The following is a 17,847-nucleotide window of genomic DNA, read 5'->3' on the forward strand; positions in this document are numbered from 1 at the left end:
TTACCCAATCATAGTTACCTTACGCCCCCTTAAATGTGATGATAAACTAAGGTTGTAGTTAAGACATCATATAGGGGGTAATTATATTGAATAAGAAAGCGTTTCCGTTTATTTTAGGATTGATTGCAATATTAATGATAGCGCTAGCAGGTTGTGCTAGTGGTTCAGAAGATGACGGAGCTAGTGGATCTGATGATTCAGATAATGAAAGCGGTTCAGATGTAGAAGAAAAAACTATTAATTTTATGCACTTATGGCCTGAAGGAAGTTCAAGGCAGCACCATTTAATCGTTAATGACATTATTGCAGAGTATGAAGAAGCAAATCCAGGAATTACAGTTGAAACAGAAATTCTTGGTAATGAGCAGTACAAAGAAAAATTAAAGGTACTATCTTCTTCCAATGAACTACCTGATGTTGGTATGACTTGGGCAGCTGGATTCTTAGACCCATATGTTGGTGGAGATATGTTTGCACCTTTAGATGACATTATTGAAAACGATCACAGTGATTCATTCGTACCTGGTACAGCAGAAGCTTATGCTATTGATGGCACAACTTATGGTTTACCACTTGAGTTAAACATTACTCCAGTTATGTACAATAAAGCTATTTTTGAAGAGCACGGTGTAGAAATACCAGAAACTTTTGAAGAGCTAAAGGCAGCTGTTCAAACTTTTGTTGATAATGACGTTATTCCAATTACTCTAGGTAACAAGGATAGCTGGACTGGTTCTATGTGGTACATGTATTTAGCTGATCGTATTGGTGGAGCAGAAACTCTTACTAATGCAATCAATCGTTCTGGTAGCTTTGAAGATCCTGCTTTAGTTGAGGCAGCAGCAAAAGTTCAAGAGCTAGTTGATATGGGTGGATTTGTAAAAGGCTATAACGGTTTGGCAAATGATGAAGCAAAAGGTTACTTTATTAACGAGCAAGCAGCTATGTATCTAATGGCAACATGGGATCTTCCTCAGTGGACTACTGATGAAAACAATCCACAGGAATTCAGAGATAATGTTGGATATTTCAAATTCCCTACTGTTGATGGAAAAGGGGATAAGAATAGTTATGTAGGTGGCCCTGGTGTTGGATTGTTTGTAGCAGAAGATTCACCAGTAAAAGATGAAGCGAAAGATTTTGTATCATTTTTTGTTGAGAAATGGGGAGAGCAAGCTGTATCAAATGCAGGTGTAATCCCAGCAACTAAAGTGGATACAGAAAATGTGGAACTTCCAGACATGTATATTGACGTTCTAAATGATCTTAACGAAGCATCAAACATTACACTTTATGCAGATGTTCAAATGAGTGCTAGTGTTGCACAAGTGCACTTAAATATGATTCAAGCATTGTTTGGCGGCGAAGTTTCTCCAGAGGAATTTGCTAAAGAACAAGAAGACGCACTTGCAGCTGAAGAAGAGTAATAATAAATAGATATAAAATTGGAAAGGGCATATCTTATATCTCTGATATGCCCTTCACCTTTTAGGTGAAGCTTCCAGTTTTCTCATCTTCCTACTGAAGGTTATAAGGTGGGAAAACTGGAAGCTGAAAATTCAATTCGCTTTCGAACTGCCATTACTTTGATTACTGCACTTTAACAGTCGATACCAAAGGTGGATTTAAAATTCAACACGAGTTTTTTGACTTATCATAAGGAAGGAGAGGGAATTTATGAAACAAGTAATGTCAAATAAATTAATCATCGCAATGTACACTTTACCTGCTCTAATTCTAATTCTTGCTCTTGTCTATGTACCGATTGTTATGACAGGATACTACGGACTAATGGAATGGGATGGAATTGGCGCGAAGACGTTCATTGGACTTGAAAACTATATTGGTCTAATGCAGGATGCCAAGTTCTGGGATAGTGCATACCACTCCTTTTTATTAGCGGCATTTTCAACATTAAGTTTAGTGGGGTATTTAGTTATTTCCCTCGTATTAGCAAACAAACTTAAGGGATCAGAGTTATTAAGAAAAATTTACTTAATTCCAATGTTATTATCTTCAGTGGCTATTGCTCAACTTTGGTTGAAGATTTATGATCCAAACAATGGAATGTTAAATAGTTTACTAGAAATATTCGGAGTTGAGAATACTCCAACCTGGCTTGCTGATCCAAAGCTTGTTCTAATTTCAATTTTTATTGCAATTATATGGCAGTACGCTGGTTTCTACATTATTATTTATTCAGCTGCTCTAAAAGGTATTCCTGAATCGCTAGTAGAAGCTGCGAGAATAGATGGAGCAAATCCTATACAAATTGCTTATAAAGTTAAACTACCACTGATTGCTGGTGTAATAAAGGTAACTATCGTTCTTGCTATAGTAGGTTCATTAAAATACTTCGATTTAATCTATGTAATGACTGGTGGAGGACCAAACGGAGCTAGTGAAGTACTAGCGTCGTATATGTATAAAGAGGCTTTCGCTAGCTATAACTTTGGATATGGTAGTGCGGTTGGTTTCGCTTTATTAGTAATTTGTTTAATTATTACATGGTTAGTTCGCAAATTAACAGCTTCTAATGAAGAAATTCAATACTAAAAGGAGGGGCTAATATGACAAAGTCAAATTCATCTTTAAAAACAAAAAATAAATCATACAACAATAGTTTAGGAAATCGAATTGGATTAGGCCTCCTCTATTTAGTATTAGGGGCAGTCGCTCTATTCCAAATTTATCCGCTCGTTTGGCTCTTCTTCTTTTCTTTGAAGACCAACGCAGAAGTGTTTGGTACATCTCCATTTGCTTTGCCAAAAGACCCACAATGGGGCAACTACTTGAAGGCATGGGTAGATGGCGGTGTCGGTGCTTACTTCTTTAATAGTGTTTGGGTAACAGTAACAGCTGTTATTCTTACCGTACTTTTTGCTAGTTTTGTTACATTTGCAATTACTCGGATGGATTGGAAACTAAACAAGTTAGTACTTGGACTATTCATGGTAGGATTGATGGTACCGATTCACTCCGCCTTGATTCCGTTATTTTCATTTTTCCTAGATTTAAACCTTATTGATCATCCGTTATCAATAATCCTTACGTACACAGCGTATAACTTACCGATAACGATTATGATTTTACTAGGTTTCTACTACACGTTACCACGTGAAGTAGAAGAGGCAGCAGTTATGGATGGTTGTTCTGTTCATCGAATCTTCTTCCAAATCACGTTGCCTATGACAATGCCTGTTATATCAACAACAGCAATTATTAACATGATTTACAACTGGAATGAGTTTGTATTTGTAAATACATTTATAAGTTCAGATAAATATAAAACATTAACTGTAGGTATTCAGAACTTTATCGGTCAGTACTTGACTGATTGGGGTGCTATTGGTGCAACTCTAATGATTAGTATTATTCCAGTCTTAATCGCATTCTTTATCTTAAGCAATCGTATTGTAGACGGAATTGCTGCAGGTTCTGTAAAAGGTTAATTAATATGACGAAATCAGTAGACTTACTTAATGATTCTATTAGAGTAAGTCTACTTTTTAAATGAAGAAAAAGAGGCTGGGACAAAACTCAGATAAAAAATAAAAGTTGCACCTTCCAACGCATTGTTGGGAGGTGCAACTTTTTTTATAAAATTGAAACAATTTAAGTAAGTAAAAAAGGATACCTTCTGATAAAATTAAAGTACCACACAATAACTATCGGAGGTATCCTTATGTTTAAAGATTATAACATAAATCAAGTAATTTTGCCGTTAGATTTAGAAATTAAATTGAAAGAAAATGATATCGCCTATGCTGTCCATGCTTTAGTGGAACAGATACCAGATGAAGCTTTAGATGTGGAACCAGTCTTCGGATTTTTGAAGGCTAATTTGCATTTCACTCGTATGTCTGTGAGAGGAAAAAAGAAAGTAGAAAATGAATTAGGGTTTGCATTCATGGCGGTGAATTTGAGAAAGTACACCGCTAAGCATGCGAATAGTGCAACAAATCCTGAAAATAATTTAACAAAAAAAGGTTCCGACCATCTTTCGATGATGATTGGAACCTTTTTTCGTTATTTTGGATGGTTATGTCCCAGCCTCTTTTGTTTTAACTATTAACCTCAGAAATCTGTTCCTTTTTTTGCTCAATTTTCTGGAATGCTTGGTAACATGGCCACATAATAATATAGGTCATAACACTACCCCCGAAGAAAAATATTAGGCCTGGAATAAATGTTAATGAAAAATAAGTAACAATAATACCGGCGATCATCATTAAGTTATAAAGTGGATTAACTAACATAATCAAAAACGCATTTTTAAACATCTGATAAATTTTAACATCGTAGTGAACATATACTGGAAATAGATAAAGTAATGTTAATACAAAAGTAAAGATAAAAAGGTACAACGGTATCTGTGTTATTATTAGCAAACTATCTGGATTTGATTCCATAAATCGAAGATCAGCATATACAATGCCAGCAAATAGGAATATAATCAGACCTATTAAGTTACTTTTAATAAATTCTTTTTTATAGGTCGTCCAAAATGTTTTAAATACTGGGATTTCCGAATTACCAATTAACCACTTTCTCATTAAGGTAAACATGGCTATTGTCGCAGGGAAAAAACCGAAGAAGACTAACCCAACAAAAGTAAATATAATCCATAAAAAATTAACATAAGCAAATTTTGTAATCCATTCAGTTATTGCAAATAACGGCCCAATCGAGCTTTTTGACATCTGTTATCCTCCTGATAGCTTTTAAAATAATGACGACTATGAAATTACATTCTTAAGAATGATTCATTAACCTTATTTTAACATAAGCGATTCCTTTTATTATTTTTAATCATTAAATTCCTGTTAAATACCCTGTTTTGTTTTTGTCAGAAAATAAGGTATAATAGAAAGCAGAACCCAGAAAGGGAGATGTGTTATGGCTTATTATAATAATAAAAGGGAACCAGTACCAGAAGTTGAAACAGTGGTATGGTCGTGTACTAGTGAATCTTGTGCTGGGTGGATGAGAGAAAGCTTCTCCTTTGATGAAGAGCCGAAATGTCCACTTTGCAAATCCGAGATGGTTAAAGAAACAAGAACTATTGCTAAAATTGATAAGTGATTATTCAAGATAAATGAAAGGCCGAAAGGCCTTTTTTTATTGTCTGGTGTGGACAATTAATTACTAAGTTAGCCACGTCTGGCTCTGATGCCTATCTTGCCTGAGGTCTTAAGTTAATCCTCTCTGCCTGCAAAGAACTCAGGCGACGAGGCTTGCCTTATTGCCTTAGGGTGAGCAAGGTGCCTGCGCTTTTCTTATTTTTGAATAATCATGGTGACAGATGGTTGTTAGGAAACAAGGAAAAAACTAATTGTTAACTTGCAACAATAAAGAAACCGATTTCTTTATAAAAATAATTTATTAATCATTTTTGGAATAAAAAGCTTGATTAAGTAATAATTTGGTAATATAATCTAGTTAGTAAGCGATTACAATTAACAGCAGGGGCATTATAGTCTTCTTTTTTTAAGTCGTAAAGAAACCGCTTTCCTATTTTTCTTATTCATTCAGAAAAAATAGGAAATCTGTAGTTGTAATTGTTTCTACTATGAAAATATGAAAACGGGGGTAAGGAAATCATGAGAAAATGGTTAATGTTAGTAGTTTTTTCTATGCTTGTAGTTGCTTTATTTGCCTGTAGTGATGACAGTAGTACAAGTGATGATGGTAGTAATGATAGTGACGAGAGTACAAGTGACAGCGGAAGTAATGATGACGAAGCGAGTAGCGAAGAAGCAGTAACCTTAGATTTCTCGGTATTTGGAAGTACGGGTTATGATGTGTTAATTGAAGAATATCAAGAACTGAATCCAAATGTGACAATTAACCTTAATGAAGGTGAAATGGCAGATGTTCATAATAATTTATTCACAGCCATTTCAGCCGGTAGTGGAGCGCCTGATATAGGAATGATTGAGGTTAGTGAAGTTGCGAAGTTCATGCAAGCATCTGATCGTTTCTATAATTTAAATGACTATGGTGCTGGTGATGTAGCTGGTAATTTCCTTGAGTGGAAGTGGCAACAGGCTCAAAGTGTAGATGGTGCGTTTCAGCTTGGATTGCCTACTGATATTGGTCCTACAACCATGTTTTATCGTACGGATGTAATAGAAGCGGCTGGTTTCCCAACCGATCCAGAGGAACTTGCTGCTGAAATTGATACTTGGGATGCCTATTATGAGGCAGCTAAGACGATTAAAGCTGAGACAGGAAAGCCGATTGCTGATGCTCCTGAACTAGTATTTAATGCACTTAGAGACCAAAATGATCAACAATATTTTAATGAAGAAGATGAACTAATTATAGAAGATACTGTAAAAGAAGCATACGATTATACTACTAAAATGATCGAAGAGGGTTTAATCGGAGAAAATCAACTTTGGACTCCTGAGTGGGGTAGTGCAATGGTTGATGGAAGCTATGCTACAATGCCTGGAGCACCAGGATGGATGGTAGCAAACGTTAAAGGTAATGCTCCTGATGCTGGAGGCAAATGGTCATTAACTACTATTCCTGAAGGTGCCGGTAACTGGGGTGGTTCGTTCTTAACTATACCAAAAGAATCCGAGCAACCACAAGAAGCATATGATTTCATTGCTTGGTTAACAGCTCCTGAACAACAATTAAAGTCATTCCATAACAATGGGTTATTCCCATCAGCACCAAGTGTTTATGAAGATGAAGAATTCCTAGCAACAACAGATGAATATTTCAGTGGAGCTCCAACTGCAAAAATATTTGCGGATGCAGCAAAATCTGTGAAACCAGTCTATATGGGTGTTAACTATTCAATTGTTAATACAGCCATTACAGAAGCACTTGCAAATGTTGCTTCCGGGGGAGCAGATCCACAAGAAGAATGGGAAACATTAGTTAAGAATATTGAAACACAATTAGAAAGACAGTAATGTTGATGATCGGGCGGTCCGTGGTTTATCCATAGACCGCTTGAAATCAATGGAAGGAGAGTTAGAAAGTGGCACAAGTCCAAACGCAGGAGCAAAGACAAATACCTCCATCTAAGAAAAAATCGTTTTTTAGTGAAAAGAAAAAAGAGGCTATTTCTGGATATTTATATATTTCACCATTCTTTATTTTGTTCGCAATTTTCGGGTTATTTCCAATTCTTTTCAGTTTTTACCTTGGATTTCAAAAGTGGAATGGCCTTGGTGCAATGGAGTATGTTGGATTTCAAAACTTTAAATGGATATTAACTGATCCACTTTTTTGGAAATCATTAACTAATACACTATATATGTGGGTATTAGGGACAATTCCGCAATTAATAATAGGTATAATTTTAGCATATGCACTTAATTCAACACTAATTAAAGCAAAAAGTTTTTTCCGAGTATCAATATTTATGCCATATGTTACTTCGACTGTAGCGGTTGCAATTGTTTTTGGTATTATGTTTAACAACCAAGATTTTGGATTGGTAAATATTATTGTGGGATTATTCGGTGTTGATACAATTAGTTGGGGAACAACAGAGTGGGGCGTAAAAGTAGCGATTTCTACCATGGTGTTCTGGCGTTGGGTTGGGTATAACACGATTATTTATCTAGCAGGCTTACAAGGTATTCCAAATGATTTATATGAAGCGGCTACGATTGATGGAGCAACAATCAGACAGAAAATCCAGTATATAACGATTCCAATGTTACGGCCGATTATTATTCTAACCGTGTTCACATCAACAATTGGTGCATTACAGTTATTCACAGAGCCACTAATTTTTATTGGCAGAACTTATCGAGAAGAAGGTATCACAGTTGTTCTTTATCTATATCGTGAAGCATTTACAAACTTGGCATTTGGTCCAGCTTCTGCTGCAGCGATTATCTTATTTTTTATCATCATTATCATTTCGTCAATTAACGTATTTATTGCAAATCGGATTGGGCGATAAGGAGGGCTTAGCAGATGACTAAAAAAAATAAACCTAAAAAAATTTCACCAGCTAAAATGTTTGTTTATATACTTCTGACCATCGCTTCGATCCTGTCGATTTTTCCGTTATATTGGATGTTTGTGATGGCAACAAATGAGAATAGCGCAATTAATAGTGTTCCACCAGCGTTCATCCCAGGTGCAGAGTTAGTAACAAACTTTACAAATGTAATCAATACAATTGATTTTTTCGGAGCTGTTTGGAACTCACTGATCGTTTCTTCCGTTATAACAATTGGTGTGTTATTCTTATGTTCATTAGCGGGTTTTGCATTCGCTAAGTTTAATTTCAAAGGAAAAAATATTTTATTTATTGCTATCTTAGTTACGATGATGATTCCGCCACAGCTTGGACTTATTCCGCAATATATTATCATCACAAAACTAGATTGGTTAAATGATTTGAAAGCAATTATCGTTCCAGGAATGATTGATGCATTCGGTATCTTCTGGATGAGGCAATACATTAGTAGTAATGTGCCGGATGAACTAGTAGATGCTGCTAAAATGGACGGGTGCACAAACTTTAGAGTTTACTGGAACATTGCAGTTCCAGTTATAATTCCAGCTTTCGCAACGCTAGCGATTATTAAATTTATGTATGTGTGGAACGATTTCTTATGGCCGTTAGTCGTATTACGTGATCAATCTTCTTATACGATTCAGGTTGCATTACGTGGCTTAATTGATAACTATGTTCGTGATAACGGAATGATTTTATCAGGAACATTTTGGGCAACAGTACCACTGATTATCGTATTCCTTCTTCTAAATCGATTATTCATATCCAGTTTGACTGAAGGGGCGGTAAAAAGCTAAAATAGAACATTAAAAGCAGAGGGATTCCTATGAAGCTTACGATAAAAGACATTGCAAGGATGGCTGGGGTATCACCAGGAACAGTATCCAAGGTAATTAATAATACCGGAAGCATAAGTCCAAAAACAATAAGTAGAGTAATGAAAATAATTGAAGACACGGGTTATAAACCAAGCTTTTCTGCTAAATCATTAGCAACAAAGAGGTCTAATCTGATTGGATTAATTTATGCCGGTGAAGTGAATGTGGAATTCAATCACCCTTTTTTCAATCAGGTCATAAATGCATTTAAGACGGCAATTGGCAAGTTGGGATATGATATTTTAATCTTTTCAAACAATCAGTTTAGTAATGATAAAGAAGATTATCTCAGAAGATGCAAACATTACCAGTTGGATGGCTGCTTAGTGATTGCTGGGGAACACCTTGAAGAAGCTGTCTATGAACTAGATCAAAGTAATGTTCCGTGTGTTGGAGTTGATATTGAGCTTAAGGGTCCAAAATCTAGCTTTGTCACAACCGATAATAATAAGGCTTCAGCGAAAGTAATTGAATATTTTTACTTGAATTCAATCAAAGAAGTAGCCTTTATAGGTGGTCCCGAGGATTCAATTATATCTAACATTCGTAAAGAAGGATTTATTAATTATATGAACCAATTTGGTATGACATTTAGGGACGATTGGCTACAGTATGGTGATTATTTTGAGGATAGCGGATACAATGCGATGAAACGAATCCTTCATATACATCCATATCCAGAAGCAGTCTTTGCAGCCTCTGATATGATGGCTCTTGGGGCTGTTAGGGCAATAAAAGAAGCGGATTTAAAAATCCCTGATGAGATAAAAATAATTGGTTGTGACGATATAGAGGCGTGTAGGTACAGTGATCCACCCCTTGCAACTGTAAAACAAGACAAGGATAAAATGGGTAGGCTTGCTGCTCACATGTTACATGATTTGATCAATAGTAATACGGATCCTAGTTCTGTTTTAGTTGATCCAGAATTAATTATTCGAAAATCATGTTTAGCTGGAACTAATAGTTTCGTGCAGCTGAAAACTAGAGGATGATTATATGGATAAGTCAGAGAATATATTTTTACGCATATTAGATATTTTTACCCATTTTTTATTGATAAACATTCTCTGGATAATTTTTTGTTTGCCTATTATAACGATATTTCCAAGCACAACCGCCTTACTTGGAGTAGTCCGAAAGTGGACATCAGAAGGTATAGAGGCAGGACTTCTTTCCCTGTTTATTAAAGAATTTAAAGCTAACTTTAAGAAGAGTTTTTTAATCGGTATTTTGTGGGGGATTGCAGCAATAATTTTGTATGTGGACTATACAATTCTTTTACAATATGAATTTACTGGAAGAATGATTCTATTAACTCTGCTGATCTTTGTAACAATACTTTATTCATTTACTTCAGTCTATATATTTTTTGTGCTAGCTAACTATGAACTTAGCATTTTGCATTCTATTAAAAATGCGTTGTTTATTTCAATTAGTTACATTTTTCATACACTATTATGCATTTTTGTAATTGGTATTGCCGTTGTGATAACTTATTTTGTACCGATATTTATTTTGATTTTCGGTAGTGTATTAGCTTTCACGCTATATCAAATATTTGACAGGTTGTCATACAAAATTCAACGTGCAAAACAGCAGATTAATTAGTTACTGTAACACTTATTTTTAATAGGTGTTACAGTTTTTTTGTGAGTGCCAAGTAGTGGAAGGGTAGAGAGGAATTATACATAATTTCACACCTCTGTATTATTGACTTGAATTTTCTTATATAATTCAAGTAAAAGTTATTATTTAATAAAGAATAGTGTAAATGAAACTATTTCTAATCAATTAAACATATGTCTTCGTGGAGCAAAGTACACGGATGACAATTTCTACATCCGTAACTTTGATTACCCAAGCCTTTCTCTGGTGAATGTTAAGTTTAGTAAACTAAGGGATGGTAGTTGCATCAAGGTGGCAACGGATGAAAGGTAAAAGAGTAATAGTTGAAACAGATTTTTCTGTCCAATTACTCTGAAATTGGAGCGAATGGGACATGTCGTCAAGGTTATACTAGATATACATACATTCGGTTAGGAAATTATTTGGCGAAATAACAATACAGGTACACTTTATAGCGGTACGGAGGCAACGAAAAATGAAAAAATGGTATCCTATTAGTTTTCATAAAAGAAGAGCCAAGTTAAAGGATTTGATTAGATGAAGCAATGGCATATTTTTATTGCTTTTTTTCGAGTGGGTATGCTCGGCTACGGTGGAGGTCCGTCGTCAATCCCTCTTGTTCATAAGGAAGTTGTCGATAAATATCAGTGGATGGATAATGAAGAGTTTGCTAATGTGCTAGCACTTGGGAATTCATTGCCAGGACCAATAGCAACAAAAATGGCGGGCTATATTGGGTATAGAGTTTCTGGAATTGTCGGAATGATTAACGCCGTACTGGCAACAATTGTACCTACCATTTTACTATTAATCGCACTTTTGACATTTTTATCGTCGATGAGTGACCAACCTTGGGTTAGCGGTATGACACAAGCTGTTGTACCTGTTGTTGGTGTTATGTTAGCAGTATTAACCTATAGCTTTTTAAAAAATGCAAAGGGTGGACTCGGTTGGATAAAAACGATTTTTTTAGCGATTGCGTCCTTACTGTTCATTGAATGGGCAGGTTTACACCCAGGAATTTTAATTGCGATTCTTCTGCTATATGCCTTAGTAAAACCAATTGAAAAAGAGGAAACTGATAAGTCTGAGGTAGAGAAAGGACAATTATAATGATTTATTGGGAAATATTTCTGGCGTTTTTTATACCAGGGATTGTCGGTTATGGTGGTGGTCCAGCTTCAATACCGTTAGTTGAAAATGAAGTAGTCGATCGTTTCGGTTGGTTATCTGTTCATGAATTTAGTGAGATGCTAGCAATGGCAAATGCCTTGCCAGGACCAATAGCAACAAAAATGGCCGGTTATATTGGTTATGAACAGGGCGGCGTTTTGGGATCATTCATTGGAGTATTTGCTATTGTCGCTCCCTCACTCATTTTAATGATTGTCCTATTAACAATCCTAATGAAATTTAAGGATTCGCCAAAGGTAAAAAAAATGACAATGATAATCAGGCCAACAATTGCTATCTTGTTAGGTGTCATGGCATTTAACTTTTTCCAGACATCTTACCAAGACTCAGGACTCGGGCAAATGCTACTAATTGCGGTAATCAGTTTTGTACTAATGGAAAAATTAAAAGTGCATCCAGCTTTTGTAATCTTAGCGGCATTAGGATATGGTGCAATCTTCTTAGGTTAATTACACTATTTTGACATGTTTAAATGATTGATAGTGTTTCGTTAGGCCTCTCTGAGAAGGGCATTGGTTGCAAATGCATAGCAATGCGTGTTTAAATAGTAGGACATGATAAAAAGGGAATGAGGTTTTTATATGAAGAAACTATTGTTAATGATTTTCGCTATTGCCGGTTTAAGTGTACTTCTAGTGGCATGCAGTGACGACGAAGAAAATGCAGAAGATAAAACAGCAGAAAATACGGAAGAAGGTACAACCGAAGAGGATACTTCAAAAGATGAAGCTTCTAAAGAGGCAGAGGCTCCAGAAGTAGAAACTATAGATGAAGATAAAGTTGTTGCAACAGTTAATGGTGAAGAAATTATTGGAAAAAAATACAACCAAATGTATAGTCAAACGTTATTAATGTTTCAACAGTATGGTCAGGACACTAGTAATACTGAGCAGGTGAAGGAACAAACGATAACTAGTCTTATCGAACAAGAACTATTATTGCAAGAGACAGATTCAAAAGGAATCGAAGTATCTGACTCTGAGGTTGAAGACAGTTTAGAGCAGATTAAATCACAGTTTGAGAGTGATGAACAGTTTAAAGAACAACTTACAACGCTTAATTTAACTGAGGATTCGTTAAAAGAGCAACTAGCTTATGAGATTAGATTAAATCAATATATGGCAGAAGAAGTACCAGATATTGAAGTTAGTCAAGAAGAAGTTGATGCATACTATGAACAACTAAAAAGCCAACAAGGCGAAGAAACTCCACCACTTGAAGATGTTCAAGATCAAATTGAAAATGAGTTAGTTAAACAACAAAGATCAAATGCACTTGGTACAATTATTGAAGATTTGAAAGAAGAAAGTGAAATTGAAACACTTATCTAAATAGACGAACTAAACCGGAGCAAATTTCACATCTGTGAGATTTGCTCCGGTTTTATTTGTAAGAAAATAGATAAGCTTTCCTATTTTAATAATAGGAAAGTAAATTGACGAGATGTGTGGTTAAAAGTGAATGAATACATTAACCTTGATTGTTCCTTAATAGACAATTCGGTATGAGGCATATGGATGGGCATAGATTCCGTAGAAGCTTAGATTATAATAGCTAGTTGTTAAATACAGTTTGAGATGAGTTAGTTCTTCAGCGATGGCTAAGTCGAAGAAGTCTTGTTTACGGTCGTCTGGTATCGCTGGATGTCGTTGAACTTCGTTTATCAGATCTGTTTTATTCGAGTTTATAGCTTTTTGTTTATAGCTATTTGGTACTTCTTCTTCGACCATATAATTAGTAACATAGGAAATTTCCTTGTTAATAAAGGTAGCAATTTCAGAAGGTAAGATACTACTATACTTGGTTAATTTTACTATCATTTCATATTTGAACTTCCAGCTTGTAGATTCGCGGTTAATTCCTTGGTTAAGGATTTTTAAGATTCTGGTTGATTCATTGTTGCAATTTTCATTAATTACTCTACATGGAATTGGTTGTGTTTGATTTAATTTATACAATGCATCAAAAAATTTAAATCCGCTCATAAGAAAATAGACACCGTTGTGTTCCTCAATTGTTAAAATGGCAGTAGAGTACTGCTTTAAAGCTATCATTCTTTTTTTTGCAATATCTTTATCAATATCTTCAATATAATAAGCATTAATTTTAGTTGCGGGAATGAATTTGTAGGTTATCATATATAACTCATTCCTTTCTTTAATCTAGGATAAGGAATGTTTCGAGGAAGGTGTCTAATTAATAGTTTTTTAATTTTATGTAGCTACTAGTTTGTCCTATTCTAGATTTTTAAAGGAATAAAAGCGAACCATCAGAATGAACTGATGGTTCGAAGAAAGTTTTAAACTAGGAGATCAGCTTGCCCGAAGTGATCAACACTTTATATTATGTTGCTAAAAAAAGTCTAAAACCGTCAATTGTCATGACTATTAAGAAAATGATTGGTAAGTCTAATAAGTTTACCTATTATCGAATCCAAAAAAGGTGTTACTTTAGTTGAATCCGTTCGGATATGAGCTGTTGGTATAGATAATGAGCAAATTCCAGTGCATTTGGTCCATCTCCATGAATGCATATGGAATCAACCTTAATCGGAATTTTAACTCCATTAACCGAGTTTACTTGTTGTTTTTTGATCATAGTAATCGATTGTTCAATCGCTCGTTCTTTATTAGTTATTAAAGCATTTGGCTCTGTTCTAGGAGTAAGTGTCCCGTCATCTTGATAGGTGCGGTCTAAGAATACTTCATGATAGACGGGTAAACCAATTTTCTCGCCAGCTTTTGTTAGGTGACTGTTAGACAGACCGTATAGAATAAGCCTAGGATCAATTTGATAGACAGCTTCAGCAATCGCCTCGGCAATCGAAGCATCGGTTGCTGCTATGTTATATAAAGCCCCGTGAGGTTTAACGTGATGGAGCTGCTCATTATTGACTTGAACAAAGCCATTTAATGCGCCCACTTGATAGGTAACCCACCTGAAAGCTTCTGTCGGTGTTATCTTCATTATTCTTCGACCGAATCCGTTTAAGTCTGGAAGACCAGGGTGTGCACCGATGTTTACCTGGTTTTTTTTAGCAAGTTTGACCGTTTGATCCATTATTGCGGGATCGCCGGCATGAAGGCCACAGGCAATGTTAGCAGACGATATATAGTTAATAATTTCCTGATCATTACCAATTACATATTCTCCAAACCCTTCACCCATATCACAATTCACATCGATCATTTGCATCGATCCCATTCCTTCCATTTTAAAGTACAGAAAGTTTGTAAGCTTGAAAGTTGTTGTTGTCTAGTATTCATTAAGGTTTGTGCTTCTTTTAATGTAGACTTCAAAAATGTAAAAGATTGACTCGGTCGAACTTGACTAAGTGTTGCAAGGTCAACATTAATCACTTGACCAATCTTTGGATAGCCACCTGTTGGCTGACGATCAGCCATTAGAATAATTGGTTGTCCGCTAGCTGGGACTTGGATTGTTCCGAACGTTGTAGCTTCTGTTAACAGCTCTTTGGAATGAATAAAATGAATTGGCATCCCTTTTAACCGATATCCCATTCGATCGGATTGAGTTGTCGTTTGATAGGCTTCAGTTTCAAAATGTTGTTTGGATTGATTAGTGAACCAGTCATATTGTCGACCTTCTAAAAATCGAATCGTTAAATCATTGCTACTAATATAATCAAAAAGAAAGGGACTGAGGCTCCAATTGAAACTTGCAGCTTGGATAGGTGTCAAAATAGGAATGATGTCTCCAACGACTAATTTTCTTCCGTGGAAACCACCAACTTGAGCTCGTAACGATGTACTTTTACTATTTAAGAAGTTAGGTAAATCAAGCCCACCCTTAATTGCTAGATAACAGTGAATACCACTTTTGGCTGTTCGAAGCGTTAACGTATCCCCATTTTTTACTGAAAGTGGTTTCCCGTTCTTCACTACTTTTTCATTGATTTTTGGTGACATGTCAGCCCCTGTAAGTGAAATAATCATGTCCGCTTCAAATGTAATACTTGGGCCGATAAAACTCATTTCAAGTACTGCCTCACCTTTGTCATTGTCTAAGATGATGTTAGCAAGCTGCATTGCCCAGGAATCCATTGCCCCGCTAACTGAGAATCCGGATGATTGATAACCAAATCTGCCTAAGTCCTGAACTGTCGTTAGTAAGCCTTCTTCAATAATTCGAATTCCCATTGTTTAACCCCCTTTTAGCTTGAAGTAAAGTTTAGAAACGCTTGTTTTGAAATTGATTGAAACTTTATTTTATCTCCAGGTTTGAGCATAGTAGGTGGTTGTTGCTTTATTTGTAGTAAAGACATTGGTGTTCTACCGATGATTTGCCATCCTCCAGGGGAGGCAATTGGATAGATTCCAGTCTGCTGTCCAGCAATACCAACAGAACCTGCAGGAATGTTGGTTCGTGGTATTTTCTTTCTTGGCGCTGCAATTCTAGCATCCATACCACCTAAAAAAGGGAATCCAGGTGTAAATCCTAAAAAAAAGACATGATATTCATTGGTTTGGTGTAAGTTAATTACTTGTTCAGTTGAAAGGTTATTATGTGAAGCTACTTCTTCTAAGTCGAAACCAAATGATTCATCATAACATACTGGAATGGTTACAATTCTTGATTGATAATTATTTTCTTCCATTTCAGTAAGATAAGTATCAAGCAATAAACAAACCTGTTTGAAAGAGTCTTGGTGAAAATTAATTGGATTATAATAGACTGTTAGTGTCGTATAAGATGGAACGGATTCCACAAACCCTAGGAATGGATTGTTTGCAATCTGCTCAGCTAATGTAAGAATACGTGCGTTTTTTTCTATTGATAATTGTTTGCCAAAATCAATCATAATTGCGTTCTCACTAAGGGCATGATAATGTTGTCGATTCATTTATTCACCTTCTTTATTTCAAAAACTTAGATTAATCATCTTTGTCTCATTTTACCGTAACCTTAGACATAGATTAAAGAGATACAATTTACTTGAATCAATTTCATAATTTCCTTATGGAGTAATTGTCATCTTGGATGAAAACTTTCAAAAAATCAGTATTATGACATTGACTAACTTAACGTATAATTGTAAATCTTATCATAAAATGGAATCACTTGTGCATGCAAATGGATGGTAGGTACTAGATTAGTAATTCTTTTGGGGGAGAGTTGATGAAAAGGAGGATTTTTCAACAGGTTATTTTAGTTGTTGTCATCATACTTTTAACCGCTTGTAAAAATGATGCAGTAAATGAACAAGAACTTATAGGTGAAGACCTTGAGCAATCAATGGTTGTAGCTGAAGCTAAGAAAACAAGGGATAAACGAATGGAAATTATTAAAGAGCAAAATACTGCAACTAACGAAGCTGAACTTATTGATGTGAATTTAGCGGAGATTGTTGTATTAATGGAAGAAATTGAAACAGTTCAACGACAGGTAATAGCTACAATTGAGGACAATGGCTGGTACGAATCAATTGATAAAATTGAACCATTAAAAATGGAATTTGAAGCAGCTATCGCCCCGGTAGTTTCAAGACATTTTACAAAGACATTTATAAATGAAGTAATTATCTCCCAAATGGAACGGTTCTTCTGTTATTGTGATGCAGCTAGTCCATTAGAGGGTGGAATGAAGTTAGATGTGACAGAAGGAGTTAAACAAATAAATGATGACTTGAGCTTTTTTGCATACCGTCCGGCGAATGAAATTAATACTGGGGTTAAATTTAAGGTTGAACTCGTGTTAGTAGATGGTAAATGGAAGATTGATCAATGGAATCCTGTGTTGAACTCTCATGAACATTCATTCGCTATTATGCCTGAGGAGATAATCGAATACTATGCAATCAAGGGTATTACCTTGAAGCTTATTGAAAAGGTTGAGGGAGGTGCTTATAAAGAAGAGGTATATATTTTTGAGACAGACGAAGATAATCAATTGCTAGCTATCGGGGCTAGAGACTGGCATATCCTAGAGGGAACTGAGCAGATCGAGTCAATTTATCAATAACAGTGATCGCTATGGTCAAGCTGACTGATTTCGTAATTGTCGTAATTGATAGAAAATGCGACGTAACTTTTAGCTCCACTAAATTGAATCGAACGCCATACGTTCGCTTCGGCAGAATACTTCGCTTTCCGTGGGCACGGCCTAAAGCCTCAGAATCAAAGAACG

The 17,847-nt window shown here is 35.6% G+C and carries 18 protein-coding genes and 1 pseudogene; 14 read left to right on the forward strand and 5 right to left on the reverse strand.

Annotated features, from left to right (window positions below; translation table 11 throughout):
* Positions 1 to 83 precede the first annotated feature (83 nt).
* From LD272_RS13250 to LD272_RS13265, 4 genes and pseudogenes are all read left to right on the forward strand, one after another.
* The gene (locus LD272_RS13250) at positions 84 to 1,427 is read left to right on the forward strand and encodes an extracellular solute-binding protein (RefSeq protein WP_439647402.1); all 1,344 of its coding nucleotides are present in this window, start codon (positions 84 to 86) and stop codon (positions 1,425 to 1,427) included.
* 250 nt (positions 1,428 to 1,677) lie between these two features.
* Positions 1,678 to 2,556 carry a carbohydrate ABC transporter permease gene (locus tag LD272_RS13255; RefSeq protein WP_226037087.1) on the forward strand — a complete coding sequence of 293 codons (879 nt, stop codon included), beginning with the start codon at positions 1,678 to 1,680 and terminating at the stop codon, positions 2,554 to 2,556.
* 14 nt (positions 2,557 to 2,570) lie between these two features.
* Entirely contained in the window at positions 2,571 to 3,452 is an 882-nt protein-coding gene (locus tag LD272_RS13260; RefSeq protein ID WP_226037088.1) for a carbohydrate ABC transporter permease, read from the forward strand.
* Positions 3,453 to 3,805: 353 nt separating this feature from the next.
* A pseudogene (locus tag LD272_RS13265) lies at positions 3,806 to 4,075 on the forward strand (transposase); the annotation flags it as partial.
* Here LD272_RS13265 and LD272_RS13270 read toward each other — a convergent pair.
* Positions 4,065 to 4,703, reverse strand: coding sequence for a YesL family protein (locus LD272_RS13270; protein ID WP_226037089.1), 639 nt, complete (start codon positions 4,701 to 4,703; stop codon positions 4,065 to 4,067). The pseudogene LD272_RS13265 and the gene LD272_RS13270 overlap by 11 nt on opposite strands.
* Before the next feature lie 196 nt (positions 4,704 to 4,899).
* Between LD272_RS13270 and LD272_RS13275 the strand changes: the two genes are divergently transcribed.
* The 9 genes from LD272_RS13275 (at position 4,900) to LD272_RS13315 (ending at position 13,031) form a co-directional block, all read left to right on the forward strand.
* The gene (locus LD272_RS13275) at positions 4,900 to 5,085 is read left to right on the forward strand and encodes a cold-shock protein (protein ID WP_226037090.1); all 186 of its coding nucleotides are present in this window, start codon (positions 4,900 to 4,902) and stop codon (positions 5,083 to 5,085) included.
* A gap of 518 nt (positions 5,086 to 5,603) precedes the next feature.
* Positions 5,604 to 6,932, forward strand: a complete 1,329-nt coding sequence (locus LD272_RS13280) for an ABC transporter substrate-binding protein (protein WP_226037091.1) — start codon at positions 5,604 to 5,606, stop codon at positions 6,930 to 6,932.
* 101 nt (positions 6,933 to 7,033) lie between these two features.
* Positions 7,034 to 7,936, forward strand: coding sequence for a carbohydrate ABC transporter permease (locus LD272_RS13285; RefSeq protein WP_226037162.1), 903 nt, complete (start codon positions 7,034 to 7,036; stop codon positions 7,934 to 7,936).
* A 14-nt stretch (positions 7,937 to 7,950) separates the two neighbouring features.
* Positions 7,951 to 8,796 (forward strand): carbohydrate ABC transporter permease, encoded by an 846-nt coding sequence (locus LD272_RS13290; protein ID WP_226037092.1) that lies wholly within the window; start codon positions 7,951 to 7,953, stop codon positions 8,794 to 8,796.
* A gap of 29 nt (positions 8,797 to 8,825) precedes the next feature.
* Positions 8,826 to 9,872: a LacI family DNA-binding transcriptional regulator gene (locus LD272_RS13295; protein ID WP_226037093.1), complete on the forward strand. Its 1,047-nt coding sequence runs from the start codon at positions 8,826 to 8,828 to the stop codon at positions 9,870 to 9,872.
* 4 nt (positions 9,873 to 9,876) lie between these two features.
* Complete coding sequence (locus LD272_RS13300) at positions 9,877 to 10,488, forward strand: YesL family protein (RefSeq protein ID WP_226037094.1); 612 nt, start codon at positions 9,877 to 9,879, stop codon at positions 10,486 to 10,488.
* A 555-nt stretch (positions 10,489 to 11,043) separates the two neighbouring features.
* Positions 11,044 to 11,619: a chromate transporter gene (locus LD272_RS13305; protein ID WP_226037095.1), complete on the forward strand. Its 576-nt coding sequence runs from the start codon at positions 11,044 to 11,046 to the stop codon at positions 11,617 to 11,619.
* Positions 11,619 to 12,149: a chromate transporter gene (locus LD272_RS13310; RefSeq protein ID WP_226037096.1), complete on the forward strand. Its 531-nt coding sequence runs from the start codon at positions 11,619 to 11,621 to the stop codon at positions 12,147 to 12,149. Before LD272_RS13305 ends, LD272_RS13310 begins: the two co-directional genes overlap by 1 nt.
* Positions 12,150 to 12,281: 132 nt before the next feature.
* Complete coding sequence (locus LD272_RS13315; protein WP_226037097.1) at positions 12,282 to 13,031, forward strand: SurA N-terminal domain-containing protein; 750 nt, start codon at positions 12,282 to 12,284, stop codon at positions 13,029 to 13,031.
* Between the two features lie 156 nt (positions 13,032 to 13,187).
* Here the strand turns inward: LD272_RS13315 and LD272_RS13320 are convergent, their stop codons facing one another.
* The 4 genes from LD272_RS13320 to pxpB all read right to left on the reverse strand — a co-directional run bounded on the left by LD272_RS13320 (position 13,188) and on the right by pxpB (position 16,564).
* Positions 13,188 to 13,838 (reverse strand): hypothetical protein, encoded by a 651-nt coding sequence (locus LD272_RS13320; RefSeq protein WP_226037098.1) that lies wholly within the window; start codon positions 13,836 to 13,838, stop codon positions 13,188 to 13,190.
* Positions 13,839 to 14,145: 307 nt separating this feature from the next.
* Entirely contained in the window at positions 14,146 to 14,895 is a 750-nt protein-coding gene (locus tag LD272_RS13325; protein WP_226037099.1) for a LamB/YcsF family protein, read from the reverse strand.
* A complete protein-coding gene (locus LD272_RS13330) occupies positions 14,886 to 15,860 on the reverse strand; it encodes a 5-oxoprolinase subunit C family protein (RefSeq protein ID WP_226037100.1) in 975 nt (324 codons plus the stop codon). The genes LD272_RS13325 and LD272_RS13330 overlap by 10 nt, the downstream gene beginning before the upstream one ends.
* A gap of 14 nt (positions 15,861 to 15,874) precedes the next feature.
* On the reverse strand, positions 15,875 to 16,564 hold the full coding sequence (pxpB, locus tag LD272_RS13335; protein WP_226037101.1) for a 5-oxoprolinase subunit PxpB: 690 nt from the start codon (positions 16,562 to 16,564) through the stop codon (positions 15,875 to 15,877).
* 275 nt (positions 16,565 to 16,839) lie between these two features.
* On the opposite strand from pxpB, the gene LD272_RS13340 reads away from it, so the two are divergent.
* A complete protein-coding gene (locus LD272_RS13340; protein ID WP_226037102.1) occupies positions 16,840 to 17,682 on the forward strand; it encodes a hypothetical protein in 843 nt (280 codons plus the stop codon).
* Positions 17,683 to 17,847: the final 165 nt, after the last annotated feature.

This window comes from Aquibacillus saliphilus (genome assembly GCF_020404745.1).
In the GTDB taxonomy this organism is placed as follows: domain Bacteria; phylum Bacillota; class Bacilli; order Bacillales; family Amphibacillaceae; genus Aquibacillus; species Aquibacillus saliphilus.